This window comes from Herbaspirillum sp. 3R11 (genome assembly GCF_004563925.1).
In the GTDB taxonomy this organism is placed as follows: Bacteria; Pseudomonadota; Gammaproteobacteria; order Burkholderiales; family Burkholderiaceae_D; genus Herbaspirillum.
Genome location: NZ_SPNJ01000004.1, coordinates 237,566 through 251,203 on the forward strand (window position 1 = coordinate 237,566; position 13,638 = coordinate 251,203).

The 13,638-nt window shown below is 61.6% G+C and carries 14 protein-coding genes; 3 read left to right on the plus strand and 11 right to left on the minus strand.

Translation table 11 applies throughout. The features are described 5' to 3' along the window. Positions 1-6: 6 nt before the first annotated feature. Complete coding sequence (gene ruvA, locus E4P32_RS18010) at positions 7-585, minus strand: Holliday junction branch migration protein RuvA (RefSeq protein ID WP_116436583.1); 579 nt, start codon at positions 583-585, stop codon at positions 7-9. Positions 586-750: 165 nt separating this feature from the next. Between ruvA and E4P32_RS18015 the strand changes: the two genes are divergently transcribed. After that, positions 751-1,665 carry a DUF808 domain-containing protein gene (locus tag E4P32_RS18015; RefSeq protein WP_116436655.1) on the plus strand — a complete coding sequence of 305 codons (915 nt, stop codon included), beginning with the start codon at positions 751-753 and terminating at the stop codon, positions 1,663-1,665. On the opposite strand, the gene ruvC is transcribed toward E4P32_RS18015, so the two are convergent. From ruvC to tyrS, 9 genes are all read right to left on the minus strand, one after another. Further along, a complete protein-coding gene (gene ruvC / locus E4P32_RS18020; protein ID WP_116436584.1) occupies positions 1,662-2,204 on the minus strand; it encodes a crossover junction endodeoxyribonuclease RuvC in 543 nt (180 codons plus the stop codon). The genes E4P32_RS18015 and ruvC overlap by 4 nt on opposite strands. A gap of 53 nt (positions 2,205-2,257) precedes the next feature. Further along, on the minus strand, positions 2,258-3,385 hold the full coding sequence (locus E4P32_RS18025) for a branched-chain amino acid ABC transporter substrate-binding protein (protein WP_158559761.1): 1,128 nt from the start codon (positions 3,383-3,385) through the stop codon (positions 2,258-2,260). 218 nt (positions 3,386-3,603) lie between these two features. Beyond that, a complete protein-coding gene (gene purH / locus E4P32_RS18030) occupies positions 3,604-5,175 on the minus strand; it encodes a bifunctional phosphoribosylaminoimidazolecarboxamide formyltransferase/IMP cyclohydrolase (protein ID WP_116436586.1) in 1,572 nt (523 codons plus the stop codon). 101 nt (positions 5,176-5,276) lie between these two features. Continuing rightward, entirely contained in the window at positions 5,277-5,510 is a 234-nt protein-coding gene (locus tag E4P32_RS18035) for a Fis family transcriptional regulator (RefSeq protein ID WP_007883354.1), read from the minus strand. 162 nt (positions 5,511-5,672) lie between these two features. Further along, entirely contained in the window at positions 5,673-6,689 is a 1,017-nt protein-coding gene (gene dusB, locus E4P32_RS18040) for a tRNA dihydrouridine synthase DusB (RefSeq protein ID WP_116436587.1), read from the minus strand. 150 nt (positions 6,690-6,839) lie between these two features. Next, positions 6,840-7,520: a histidine phosphatase family protein gene (locus E4P32_RS18045; protein ID WP_116436588.1), complete on the minus strand. Its 681-nt coding sequence runs from the start codon at positions 7,518-7,520 to the stop codon at positions 6,840-6,842. 7 nt (positions 7,521-7,527) lie between these two features. Next, entirely contained in the window at positions 7,528-8,169 is a 642-nt protein-coding gene (locus tag E4P32_RS18050; RefSeq protein WP_116436589.1) for a YbhB/YbcL family Raf kinase inhibitor-like protein, read from the minus strand. Positions 8,170-8,246: 77 nt separating this feature from the next. Then, positions 8,247-8,693, minus strand: coding sequence for a D-aminoacyl-tRNA deacylase (dtd, locus tag E4P32_RS18055; protein ID WP_116436590.1), 447 nt, complete (start codon positions 8,691-8,693; stop codon positions 8,247-8,249). A 31-nt stretch (positions 8,694-8,724) separates the two neighbouring features. Then, positions 8,725-9,978 carry a tyrosine--tRNA ligase gene (gene tyrS, locus E4P32_RS18060; protein ID WP_116436591.1) on the minus strand — a complete coding sequence of 418 codons (1,254 nt, stop codon included), beginning with the start codon at positions 9,976-9,978 and terminating at the stop codon, positions 8,725-8,727. 309 nt (positions 9,979-10,287) lie between these two features. Here tyrS and E4P32_RS18065 point away from each other — a divergent pair, with 309 nt between their 5' ends. Together E4P32_RS18065 and E4P32_RS18070 are read left to right on the plus strand one after the other, a co-directional pair. Beyond that, on the plus strand, positions 10,288-11,688 hold the full coding sequence (locus E4P32_RS18065) for a peptidoglycan DD-metalloendopeptidase family protein (RefSeq protein ID WP_116436592.1): 1,401 nt from the start codon (positions 10,288-10,290) through the stop codon (positions 11,686-11,688). Between the two features lie 73 nt (positions 11,689-11,761). After that, entirely contained in the window at positions 11,762-12,925 is a 1,164-nt protein-coding gene (locus tag E4P32_RS18070) for an anhydro-N-acetylmuramic acid kinase (RefSeq protein WP_116436593.1), read from the plus strand. 31 nt (positions 12,926-12,956) lie between these two features. On the opposite strand, the gene E4P32_RS18075 is transcribed toward E4P32_RS18070, so the two are convergent. After that, a complete protein-coding gene (locus tag E4P32_RS18075; protein ID WP_116436594.1) occupies positions 12,957-13,412 on the minus strand; it encodes a glycine zipper 2TM domain-containing protein in 456 nt (151 codons plus the stop codon). Between the last annotated feature and the right edge of the window lie 226 nt (positions 13,413-13,638).

Here is a 13,638-nt window from a genome sequence, read left to right on the forward strand (position 1 = left end):
ACGTGTTCAGGCTTTGGACAATGCTTTCAGCGCGTGCTTGATGCCGTCGGAGACGCTGGCGTCGGCCGGCACCTGCTTCAGCGCCAGGGTCGCTTCCTTGTCGGAATAACCGAGCGCCAGCAAGGCATTGAGGATATCCGAAGTGGCATCGTGGCGCACCGCGCCGCCGACCACACCGAGGTCGGCGCCGAGCTTGCCCTTGAGTTCGAGCAGCAGGCGTTCGGCGGTCTTCTTGCCGATGCCGGGGACTTTGGTGAGACGGCCGGCTTCTTGCAGCGTCACGGCTTGCGCCAGGTCGCTGACCGACATGCCGGACAGAATCGACAGCGCCGTGCGCGCGCCGACGCCGGAAATCTTGATCAGCTCCTTGAAGGTGTTGCGTTCTTCGGCGCTGCCGAAGCCGAACAGCACGTGGGCGTCTTCACGGATCGCCAGGTGGGTCAGCAACACCACTTTTTCGCCGAGGCCGGGCAAATTGTAGAAGGTGCTCATCGGCACGCCGACTTCATATCCGACGCCGTTGCAGTCGACCAGCAATTGCGGGGGATTTTTTTCGAGCAGGATTCCGGAGAGGCGACCGATCATGATGGGCAGGTATCGAAAGGTGAGTCGAAAAAGGATTATCGAATGATACAGTACTGTTCGGATAAACAGTATATGAATCCGCCATGGCAGCCTCTGCGCTTGCCTTGAAGCGCCTTGCCGGGCTATCGTCTGGCCTTCACGCACCAACAACCACGCAAGGATCCCATGGCAGGCAGCAGCTTTTTCGCATTGATCGACGACATCGCCGGCATCCTCGACGACGTCTCCGCCATGACCAAGGTCGCCGCCAAGAAGACCGCCGGCGTGCTCGGCGACGATCTGGCGCTCAATGCGCAGCAGGTGTCCGGCGTCAACGCCGACCGCGAACTGCCGGTGGTGTGGGCGGTGGCGGTGGGCTCGCTGAAGAACAAGGCGATCCTGGTGCCGGCCGCGCTGGCGATCAGCGCCTTCGCGCCGTGGGCGGTGACGCCACTGCTGATGCTGGGCGGCGCCTTCCTGTGCTTTGAGGGCTTCGAGAAGCTGGCGCACAAGTATCTGCCGCACGAAGAAGAACATCACGACGCCGCTGCAGCCCAACCCGAAGCCGCGGAAAGCGAACAGGACAAGATCAAGGGCGCCGTCCGCACCGACTTCATCCTGTCGGCGGAAATCATCGCCATCACGCTGGGCACGGTCGCCGGCGCGCCGTTGCAGCAGCAGATCACGGTATTGGTCGGCATCGCGCTGATCATGACGGTCGGCGTCTACGGCGTGGTCGCCGGCATCGTCAAGATCGACGACGGCGGCCTGTACCTGCTGCGTACCGGTGGCAAATTCGCACAGCGTATCGGTCGCGCCATCCTGGTGGCGGCGCCTTACATGATGAAGAGCCTGACCGTGATCGGCACGGTGGCGATGTTCATGGTCGGCGGCGGGATCCTGACGCACGGCTTGGCGCCGGTGCATCACTGGATCGCCGACGTCAGCGCACCTCTGGCGGCGCTGCCGGCCATCGGCGGCTTGTTGTCGGTATTGGCGCCGTCGGTACTGGATGCGGTATTCGGCGTGATTGCCGGCGCGGTGGTGTTGCTGCTGGTGACGGTGGTGAAACGCGTACTGAATATCTTCAGGAAAAATTAACCGACCAGACGACCGCCACGCATGCGCAGGCCTTTCTTGGCCAGCTCCGGCGCCAGTCCGCCAAGTGCGTTGAGAATCTCGCCGCTGTGCGCATGGCAGATCGCCACACCGAGCGCATCGGCCGCATCGGTGCCCGGCAAACCCGGCAGCGCCAGCAAGCGCTGCACCATATCCTGCACCTGCTGCTTCTGCGCCTTGCCGTGACCGGCGACGGCCTGCTTGACCTGCAGCGCGGTGTATTCCGCCACTTGCAGATCGGCCTGCACCAGCGCACAGATCGCCGCGCCGCGGGCCTGGCCGAGCAACAAGGTGGATTGCGGATTGACGTTGACGAAGACTTTTTCGATTGCCGCGCAATCGGGCGCGTACGTCTGGATGACCTCACCAACGCTGGCCAGGATGACCTTGAGCCGCTGCGGCAAATCGCCATCCGGCGTCTTGATGGTGCCGGAAGCGATATAGGTGAGCTTGCTGCCCTGCTTGTGGATCACGCCAAAGCCGGTGGTGCGCAAGCCGGGGTCGATGCCGATAATTTTCATGCAGACACAATGTGAGTTAATCGTTTCAGAAGAAGATCCGGGACGGCCGACAATCAACGCCCCTTGACCACCTTCACTATTTTCCAGTCGCCGCCCTGCGCTTCATATACGGTAAACACCGGATCATTCAGATTGCCTTCCCGGTCAAATGAAATGACGCCGGTCAGTCCCTTGAATTTTTCCGCATGCAGCGTGTCGATCAGCTTGCGTGGATCGGCGGAATTTCCCAGCCGGATCGCTTCGCCCACCATCAGCACCGCATCATAGGCGCGCAAGCTGCTGACGTCGATATAGGATGAAGAAAATCGCGCAACATAGCTCTTTTCAAAGTTCTTCCATCCCGGCAGTTTATCTCGTTGCTGGTCGGACTCCAGCGTAAAAATATTGCCGGCGCCGTTGACCTGATTCAGGAAGTTCTGGTTGTTCATGCCGTTCATTGCATTCAGGAAGCGCGTCTTCACGCCCAGCCGCTTGGCGCTCGCGATCATGTTGGCGGCCTGCAGATGCGTGCCGCCCCAGAATATCGCATCCGCCCTGCTCTCCTTGATATCGGCCAGCGCCTGGTTGAAATCGGAGGTCTTGTCGCTGACCGAATAGCGGCCAAGCAAGAGCCCGCCGGCTTTCCGGAAGCCTTCGCTGAACTGATCCGCCATGGCCATGCCCGACGGCGTCTTGTCGTCGATCACCGCCATGCGATCAACCTTGAGGTCGCCGTACACATAGTGCCCGAAAAGAATGCCGCCCTGTTCGCTGTGGCCGAACATGCGAAACGTGTTGTCGTAGCCGAGCTGCGTGAATTTGTGGTTGGTGGCGCCGACCGAGATGTGCGGAAGGCGCGCCGCGTGGACCTGTTCTGCGGTGGCGATGCAGACCGTCGAACTGTGGCAGATGAGCGCCGCGGGATTTTTCTTCAGCAGATAATCAGTCGCCAGCTTGCCGGCGTTGGCGTCGAAACGATCGTCTTGCGGAACCAGTTCAAAGACCACCCTGGCGTTGTTGGCCTTGACGACTTTCTTGTTCAGCTCTTCGATCGCCAGTTGCGCGCCATTGATCATGCTGACGCCGCGCGCTTGATTGGAGCCGCTGAGGGGTGCCAGAAAGCCGATAAAAACCTTGGCCTCCTGCGCCAAACCCGGCACAGGAACCAGGCCGACTCCGGACCAGAACAGCTGCAGAAGCACGCCGATGCGCCACGCCGGACAACGAGGACGCCTGCTGCGAAACGACGGAAACGGACGGATCATCGGCAGCCTCCAACGAGAGAAAGTGATCTCTCATTATCCGCCGAAGAATTGCATCAATGACAACATCGGACCGTATCCTCCGCAAAAAACAACAAGCCCGGCACGTGCCGGGCTTGGATGCGGTGTTACAGCGTCAAGGAACGCTCAGCTGCAGATCAGTGACGGAAGTGACGCGTACCGGTCAGCAGCATCACGACGTCGCGCTCGTTGGCTGCATCGATCACTTCCTGATCGCGCATCGAGCCGCCCGGATGGATCACACAAGTTGCACCTGCATCCACCACCACGTCCAGACCGTCGCGGAACGGGAAGAACGCATCCGACGCCACTGCCGAGCCGGCCAGTGTCAGGCCGGCGTTCTGCGCCTTGATCGACGCGATACGGGCGGAGTCGATACGGCTCATCTGGCCGGCGCCGACGCCCAGCGTCATGCCGTTGCCGCAGAAGACAATCGCGTTGGACTTGACGAACTTGGCGACACGCCACGCGAACATCAGGTCTTGCAATTGTTGTGGTGTCGGCTGCTTCTTGCTGACGACCTTGACGTCGGCCGGCAGCACGTTCTTCGCGTCCGGTGATTGCACCAGCAGACCGCCGCCGACGCGCTTGAAGTCATACGCATTCAAACCATTGCCGAGCGGGATTTCCAGCAGACGGACGTTTTGCTTGACGGCGAAAATCTTCTTTGCTTCGGCGCTGAAGGACGGCGCGATCAGCACTTCGACGAATTGCTTGGCGACTGCTTCGGCGGCGGCGCCGTCGAGCTCGCGATTAAAGGCGATGATGCCGCCGAAGGCCGAGGTCGGATCGGTCTGCAGGGCTTTGCTGTAAGCCTCGAGCGGATTGGCGCCGACCGCCACGCCGCACGGATTGGCGTGCTTGATGATGACGCAGGCGGTGGTGTCGGCGGCATCGAAGGTCTTCACGCATTCCCACGCCGCATCGGCGTCAGCGATGTTGTTGAACGACAGTTCCTTGCCTTGCAGCTGGGTGTAGCTGGCCAGTGCGCCGTCGATCTTCTTGACGTCGCGGTAGAAGGCGGCGGATTGATGCGGGTTCTCGCCGTAACGCATGTCCTGCACTTTTTCGAAGTGCAGGTTCAGGGTTTCCGGATACGCGCTGCGCGTGGCGTGCTGCTTGTCTTCGCCCAGCGAGGTGAAATAGTTGGTGATGGCGCCGTCGTATTGCGCGGTGTGGGCGAACACTTTCTTGGCCAGCGCAAAGCGCTTTTCGTACGGCAGGTCGCCGCTTGCCTGCAGATCGGCCAGCACACCGGCGTAGTCGGTCGGGTCGCAGATGACGACCACGTCCTTGTGGTTCTTCGCCGACGAACGCAGCATGGCCGGGCCGCCGATGTCGATGTTTTCGATCGCGTCTTCCAGCGAGCACTCTTCCTTGGCGATGGTCTGCTGGAACGGATACAGGTTCACCACCACCATGTCGATGGTCGGGATGCCGTGCTTGTCCAGCGCGGCCACGTGCTCAGGAAAATCGCGGCGCGCCAGGATGCCGCCATGCACTTTCGGATGCAGCGTCTTGACGCGGCCGTCCAGCATTTCCGGGAAACCGGTGTAGTCGGCGACTTCGGTCACCTTGACGCCGTTGTCGGCCAGCAGCTTGGCGGTGCCGCCGGTGGACAGGATGTTGACGCCCAGGGCGGACAGCGCGCGCGCAAAGTCGAGCACGCCGGCTTTGTCGGAAACGGAAATGAGTGCTTGTTTGATCATGATGGCATGAAGGAGGAGAAGAACTGCGTGGATGAAGGAATTCGGTGACGGTGTGGATGTAGCCGGCGATACGCTTTCAGGCGTACCGCCGCGTGCAAGTGTTACAGCAAGCCGTGCTGCTGCAATTTCTTGCGCAGGGTATTGCGATTGATGCCGAGAATTTCTGCAGCTTGCGACTGATTGCCGTCGGCGCGCGCCATCACTGCTTCGAAGATCGGTTTCTCGACCGTCAAAACAACCATGTCATAGACATTCGATGGCAGCTGCTCGCCCAGGTCCTTGAAATACTTGTCAAGGCTCTTCCTGACGACATCCTCGATACTTTCTTTACTCATTACGTGCTACTTCTGTTCTTTTTAGTGTTGATCAATAAGAGCAGCCAACAAAACGCCGCTGGCGGCGTTGCTTCTCCTAGCCGTACTTTCGTACTGTCTTCGTCGGCGCGCCTTGCCATCGACGTTTTGTTGGCTGCTCTAAGCCTTCGAACCCGCCTGCAGCTACGCTGCCAGCGCCTCTCCGGCAATCCCGTATTGTAACCGCTCGCCATATGCCGCCTGCGATTCAAAGAAATCGCGCACTGCGTTCCATTGCAGCTGGCAATCCTCGAGGCGGTTCATGCGTTGCCGGAATTGTTCCCCCTCCGGCAGATCGCGGACATACCATCCGATGTGCTTGCGCGCCGTGCGTACGCCGAGATACTCGCCGTAAAACGCGTAGTGCGCCTGCAGATGTTCCAGCATCAGTTCCTGCACTTCGGCCACCATCGGCGCCGGCAGATGCGTGCCGGTGCGCAGGAAGTGGTCGATTTCACGGAAGATCCACGGCCGTCCCTGCGCCGCGCGGCCGATCATGACGGCGTCGGCGCCGGTCACCGCCAGCACGTGTTTTGCGCGCTCGGGCGTGGTGATGTCGCCGTTGGCGACCACCGGGATCTTCACGGCCGCCTTGACGGCGGCAATCGTTTCGTACTCGGCTTCGCCGCTGTAGCCGTCGGCGCGTGTGCGGCCGTGCAGCGTCAGCATGGCGATGCCGCTTTGTTCGGCCATGGCGGCGATGGCCAGGGCGTTCTTGTTTTCACGATTCCAGCCGGTGCGGAATTTCAGCGTTACCGGCACATCGACCGCATTGACGACCGCGTCGAGAATCTGCCCCACCAGCTTTTCGTTCTGCAACAGGGCCGAACCGCACCAGCTGTTGCACACCTTCTTGACCGGACAACCCATGTTGATGTCGATGATCTGCGCGCCGCGATCGACATTGTGTTTGGCGCAATCGGCCAACATGGCGGGATCGGCGCCGGCGATCTGCACTGCCTTCGGCTCCATCTCGCCGTCGTGGTTGGTACGGCGCGAGGTCTTCTCGCTTTGCCACAGGCGCGGATCCGAGGCCGCCATTTCCGACACGGCGTAACCCGCCCCCAGTTGCTTGCACAACTGGCGGAAAGGCCGATCCGTCACACCAGCCATCGGAGCGACGAAAACGTTATTGCGCAGGGAATGCGGGCCGATATTCACAGGTCGTTGGACGGTGCGGTCGTGTGGTTGCTGGGGAAGGGCGCTATTTTAGCGCGATTGGTCCTGCGCCCCAACAAGAATCGGTCTTGCAGCGCAGCGGCGACAACATATTGCCGAAGCGACAAGAATTGCCGCCCGACAGAACGAGACTTAGCGATCCACTTCGTCAAGCACATCCGCCGACAAATGGGCCACATCGGCCCATTGCGTGATGTGCAGGCGCTCGCCGTCCCACTGCATGCGGTTGATGCCGGCGTTGAAGATGTCGAAGTCGCGCGCGTGCGCGAAGCCGGTCTGGCGCGACCAGCGATAGATGCATTCAAGCACGCCGCCGTGGGTGACGATGGCGATCTTGCGGTGCTGCCGGCTGTTGCTGTGGCGGATCAGGCGCGTGACCGCACCGACGGCGCGCTCGGAGAATTCGCGCATGGTCTCTGCGACGCGTTCGCCGGCCGGATAGCGTGCATCGAGTTCGCGTGCTTTCCAGGCGGCGTAGTCTTGCGGATAGCGTTGCGCGATGTCGTGATGCTGCAGGCCTTCGAAGCCGCCGTAGCAACGCTCGCGCAAGGCTTCATCGATGTGCACGTCCTTGCCCTGCAGCGTGGCAACCGCTTGCGCCGTATCGCGCGCACGTTGCAGGTCACTGGCGTAGATCGCGTCGAGCGGCTCGTTGCCGAGCGCCCGACCCAGCGCCGCCGCCTGCCGCTGCCCTTCGGCGTTGAGCGGAATGTCGATGTGGCCTTGCAGCCGTTTGTCGACGTTCCAGTCGGTTTCACCGTGGCGGATCAGCAGGATGTCAGTCGTGGTGTGCGTGGCGGGCGTGGCAGTCATGGCGATGTTACTTGATCAGGTCGGGATTGAGCGTGTACGTGCCGGTGATGGCGGCCTGCGCCAGCACATGGCCTTGCAGTGCGTTGTGCACGTCGGTGCCGGTGAACTTGCCCGTGACGGTCAGTTGTTCCTGGTCGATGGCGTACAGCGTGAAGATGTAACGGTGCGCGATCGCGTCGTTCCACGGCGGGCAGGGGCCGTCGTAACCGAAGTAGTCGCCGCTCATGTCGCCATCGCCGGCGAACCAGCTGGTGTAATCGTTGAGGCCGTGGCGCGCGCCCGACAGCGGATCGCCGGGGATCGCCGGACCGGCCTTGCCGCGCGTGGTGACGGCGCTGCTGAATTGCCCCGCAGCCAGTTCGGCGACGCCGGCCGGAATATCGACCAGCGTCCAGTGGAAGAAATCAACGCGCGGCAGATCGGCCGGCACGGTCTTGCCTTCCTGGTTGACGTCGTCGCCGCGCGACGGTACGTCAGGATCGTGGACCACCAGCACCAGCGACTTGGTTCCTGGAGGCAGATCGCTCCAGGCCAGGTGCGGGTTTTTGTTGGACGACAGGGCTACGTGGTTTTTGGGATCGGATACGGCAAAGGCGAATTCGCCCGGAATGACTGCGCCGTCCTGAAAAGAATCGCTCCAGAGTTTCATGTGTGCTCTCCTTTGAAAATCAACCTGCTATTGAATGCCATCAAATGCCTGGGAATATCGTCAGACCGCTACTGGTCTCATTTACCGCCGACCTGCAGCCAGAATGTAACGGGCCCGTCATTGGTCAGCGAGACCTGCATGTCGGCGCCGAAACGGCCGGTCTCGACCACGCCGTGGCGAGCTTTCGCCTGCGTAACGAAATGGTCGAACAGTTGCTTGCCTTCCGCCGGCGGTGCAGCCGGCGTGAACGACGGCCGCGTACCGGAGCGGGTGTCGGCCGCCAACGTGAATTGCGGCACCAGCAGCAAGCCGCCCTGCACGTCGATCACGCTGCGGTTCATCTTGCCGGCGTCGTCGGCAAACACGCGATAGGCCAACAGCTTGGTCAGCAGCGCGTCGGCTTCCTTGACGGTGTCGCCGCGTTCAGCGCAGACCAGCACCATCAGGCCGGAGCCGATGGCGCCGACTTGCTCGCCTTCCACTACGACATCAGCTTTGCGGACTCGTTGCAACAATCCGATCATGACGCTGCCACTGTCGCTATTGTTGTAGCTGTCATTGCGACAAGGTAACGCGGGCGAACTTGCGTTTGCCGACCTGCACCACGAACACGCCGGCTTCAACCTTCAGACCCTTGTCGCTGATCACCGTGCCGTCGATGCGCACGCCGCCCTGCTCCACCATGCGCAAGGCCTCCGAAGTCGAGGCGCACAGGTTGGTCTGTTTGAGCAATTGACCGATGCCCAGCGGCGCGCCGGTCAGACTGACTTCCGGCACATCGTCCGGAATGCCGCCCTTGGAGCGGTTGACGAAATCGGCCAGCGCGTCCTCAGCGGCCTGCTGCGAGTGGAAGCGCGTGACGATTTCCTGCGCCAGCGCGACCTTGATGTCGCGCGGATTCTTGCCGGCGGCGACGTCTGCCTTGAAGCCGGCGATATCGGCGATCGAGCGGAACGACAACAGCTCGTAATAGCGCCACATCATCACGTCGGAAATGCTCATCACCTTGGCGAACATGGTGTTGGCCGGTTCGGTGATGCCGATATAGTTGTTCTTGGACTTGGACATCTTGTCGACGCCGTCCAGGCCTTCCAGCAGCGGCATGGTCAGGATGCATTGCGGCTCCTGGCCGAAATCCTTCTGCAGCTCGCGCCCCACCAGCAGGTTGAACTTCTGGTCGGTGCCGCCCAGCTCGAGGTCGGACTTCAGCGCGACCGAGTCATAGCCCTGCATCAGCGGGTACAGGAATTCATGCACCGAAATCGGCGTGCCTTCCTTGAAGCGCTTGGTGAAATCGTCGCGCTCCATCATGCGCGCCACGGTGTAGCGCGAGGCCAGCTGGATCATGCCGCGGCTGCCGAGCGGATCGCACCATTCGGAGTTGTAACGGATCTCGGTCTTCGCTGCATCCAGCACCAGGCTGGCCTGGGCGAAATAGGTCTTGGCGTTGACTTCGATCTGCTCGCGCGTCAGCGGTGGGCGGGTCGCATTGCGGCCGGACGGGTCGCCGATCATCGAGGTGAAATCGCCGATCAGGAAGATCACGTTGTGACCGAGATCCTGCAACTGGCGCATCTTGTTGAGCACCACGGTGTGGCCCAGATGCAGGTCGGGTGCAGTCGGATCCAGGCCCAGCTTGATGCGCAGTGGTTGGCCGCTCTTTTCGGCGCGCGCCAGTTTTTGCGCAAATTCGCTTTCGATGAGCAACTCATCGACGCCGCGCTTGGTGATGGCCAGCGCTTCCTGGACTTTATCGGACAGGGGCAGGGGGGCTTGGGGGACGTGTGGGGTGGATTGTTCGGCGGTCATTGATATAACTAAAAAATAGGCTTTTGTAGGACAGTACCGGATTGACGCTTTGCTATAATCGCGCTTTCGTCTTTCTGCCGCACGCCATTTAGAAGCGCAATCAGCAGAGAATTTAGCATTCATCGCCTGTCGAGAATCTGTAAAAAGCGTGCGTCATCGGGGAGTCATTGACGATGCTTGCGGTTGAATGGCAACCTGGTTGGCCGGCACATGTTTCATCTGCCGGCAGCGCGGAACGATCCGCCAACTGCATTGCCATCCTGCAACAGGATTCGGAACAAGCGTAAACGGTAGATTTTAACGTATTGCATGTTCCCTAAAGATAAATTCGCGCGCGCCGCCTCCCTGTACCGCACCACCCACCTCTTCTGCCAAGAGAAATTCCACGGCTCTTCCCGCAAGACCAAGATCCTGTCCGCCGGCGCCCTGTTCCTCGGCGCCTTCACGATCGGCGCCGCCGGCTTCGCCCCGGCCGAGCCGGACACCTCCGATGCACCGGTTCACGCCATCGTCAAGGACCTGGCCTTGCCTGATTTGCAACAGCAGATCGCGCAACTGGCAGACCGCGAAGAGTTTTACGTCAATGAAGAAAAAGTCCGTTCCGGCGACACGCTGGCGACCTTGCTGACACGCCTGGGCGTGGACGACGAAGCCGCCGCCAACTTCATCAAGTCCGACACCCTGGCCCGCGCGGTCATGCAATTGCGCGCCGGCAAGCGCGTCATGGCGCGCACGTCCGAAGACGGCGAGCTGCAACAGCTGACGGCCACGCTGAGCGACGGCCGCGACGGTCAAGCGGTCAACAACCTCGTGATCGAACGCAGCGGCGACAGCTTCAAGGCCAGCACCGCGCCGGCCGTGCTGGAACGCCGCGTCGAAATGCGCTCCGGCCAGATCCGCTCGTCGCTGTTCGCGGCGACCGACAATGCGCAGATCCCGGACAGCGTGGCGACCCAGTTGGTCGACATGTTCTCCACCAACATCAACTTCGCGTCCGACCTGCGCCGCGGCGACCGCTTCAACGTGGTCTATGAAACCTTCTACAACAACGGCGAGCCGGTGCGCACCGGCCGCGTGCTGGCAGGCGAGTTCAGCAACGCCGGCAATACCTACCAGGCGGTCTGGTTCGACGAACCGGGCAGCAAGATCGGCGGCGGTTATTACTCGTTCGACGGCAAGTCGCTGAAGAAGGCCTTCCTCAAGTCGCCACTTGCCTTCACGCGTATTTCATCGGGCTTCTCGATGCGCGTGCACCCTATCCTCGGCATCTGGAAACAGCACACCGGCGTCGACTTTGCGGCGCCGACCGGCACCCCGATCCATGCATCGGGTGACGGCGTGGTTGATTTCGTCGGCAAGCAAAACGGCTACGGCAACATCGTCGTGATCAAGCACTGGAACAATTACTCCACCGCGTACGGCCACATGAGCCGCTTCGCCACCGGCCTGCGCAAGGGCGACAAGATCAGCCAGGGTGAAGTGATCGGCTTCGTCGGCATGACCGGCTGGGCTACAGGCCCGCACCTGCACTACGAATTCCGAGTCAGCAACGTGCCGCGCAATCCGCTGTCGGTTGACGTGCCGAATGCGCAACCGCTGGGCGGCGGCCAAATGGCCCGTTTCCGCGCGGTCTCGACCGACATGAACCGTCGCCTGTCGCTGCTGCGTCCGGCCGGTGAGAACGGCAACGTGACGCTGGCGTCGCGCTAAACCGGACTTCCGAACCGCAAAGCCGGTGATGGAATCGCTGTAAAATTGCAGCGACTCCATCACCGGTTTTTTTATGTCCGCCGAACTCTCTTCGCTGCAACGCTCCGCTTCCTCTTCCCTGTATATCGGCCTGATGTCGGGCACCAGCCTCGATGGCGTCGACGGCGTGCTGGCTTCGCTGCCGGACGACGACCAACCGATGGCGACGCTGGCGACGGCCTACGTGCCCTTCCCCGAAGATTTGCGTGCGGCGTTGATGGCGCTGCAGGCCAACGGCGAGAATGAATTGCAGCGCGAAGCATTGGCGGCCAACCAGTTGGCCAATTACTACGCCCAATGCGTGGCGCAACTGCTGGAAAAGAGCGCGATCCCGGCAGCCTATATCCGCGCCGTCGGCGTGCACGGTCAAACCATCCGTCATCGCCCCGAACTCGGCTATACACGCCAGACCAACAACCCCAGCCTGCTGGCCGAACTGTGCGGGATCGACGTCATCGCCGACTTTCGCAGTCGCGACGTCGCCGCCGGCGGCCAGGGAGCGCCGCTGGTGCCGGCCTTCCACCAGGCGGTGTTCGGCAGCGACGACGAGATGCGCGTGGCGGTCAACATCGGCGGCATCAGCAACATCAGCATCCTGCCGGCCGGCAAGCAAGCCGCCACGTCAGGCTTCGACACCGGTCCCGGCAATGTATTGATGGATGCGTGGATCGCTCGCCACCAAGGCCGAAGCTATGACGCCGACGGCGCCTGGGGCGCGTCCGGAAAAGTTGATGCGGCCTTGCTGGCGACCTTGCGCAGCGATGCCTATTTCGCGTTACCGCCGCCCAAGAGCACCGGCCGCGACCTGTTCCATGTCGAATGGCTGGAACAGCGTCTGCAGGGTTTCACGCAGCTGCCGCCGTCCGACGTGCAGGCGACGCTGACCGCTTTCACAGCGACCACCATCGCTGATGCCATCGTCGCGCACGCACCTGAGACCGCGGCGCTGTATGTCTGCGGCGGCGGTGCTTACAACGGATATTTGCTGGAGTTGCTGGCGCAGGCCTTGCAAGCCGGCGCAAGTCGCACGATTCCGGTCATGTCGACGGAAGTGCTGGGAGTGGCGCCCAATCATGTGGAGGCCTTGGCCTTTGCCTGGCTGGCGCAACGCTTTTGCCTGCGCCTGCCGGGCAATCTGCCTGCCGTCACCGGAGCGCGCGGTTTGCGCGTGCTGGGCGGTCTTTATCCGGCGCAGTAATGCAGTAACAAGTTCACTGCCCCGGACTTAGTCAATACCTATACACCCGGCCGCCGTCCAGGCGCACGCGATCGCCGATGCGCAGATCGCCGGCGCTGTCCTGCGCGAAGGTCTGGGTAGAACCGTCATTCATGCGTACGCGGATATTGTAGACCTCGCGTCCGCCATGATTCTTCTGCACCTGATTGCCCACGACGGCGCCGCCGACCGCGCCTGCGACGGTTGCCGCAGTCCGTCCCGAACCGCTGCCGATCTGATTGCCCAGCAAGCCGCCCACTGCGCCGCCGATCAGCGTGCCGCCGACGCCGCTGCTGTTTTCATGCGCCACGTCAATGGCTTCAATGACGCCGGTGGCGTTATACGAATACGAAGGCGGCGGCGCACCCGCATTGTTGGGCTGCGAACGGTAATCCGGGCCGGCACAGCCATTCAGCAGGGCCAGCATGCTCAAGCCGATGGCGAGCAGGGAGATGTAATGATGTTTCATTGCCGAAGTCCTTGGTGTGTCTTGCTGTCGGGAAGCGCGCATGCGGCGTGGCTGTACAGGCGGGCTGTGTAGACGTATTGTTGATCAACATGCCGGACTGCAACATCGGAGAAGCGCTCAAATCCTTGTCAGACATTCCCCGCAGAAAGCGCCCGCCGGCGCTGCACAATCTTTCCCGGAGACAAGCCGGAAACCCTGAAGAGCATATCTAAAGCCCGTCTTCTCT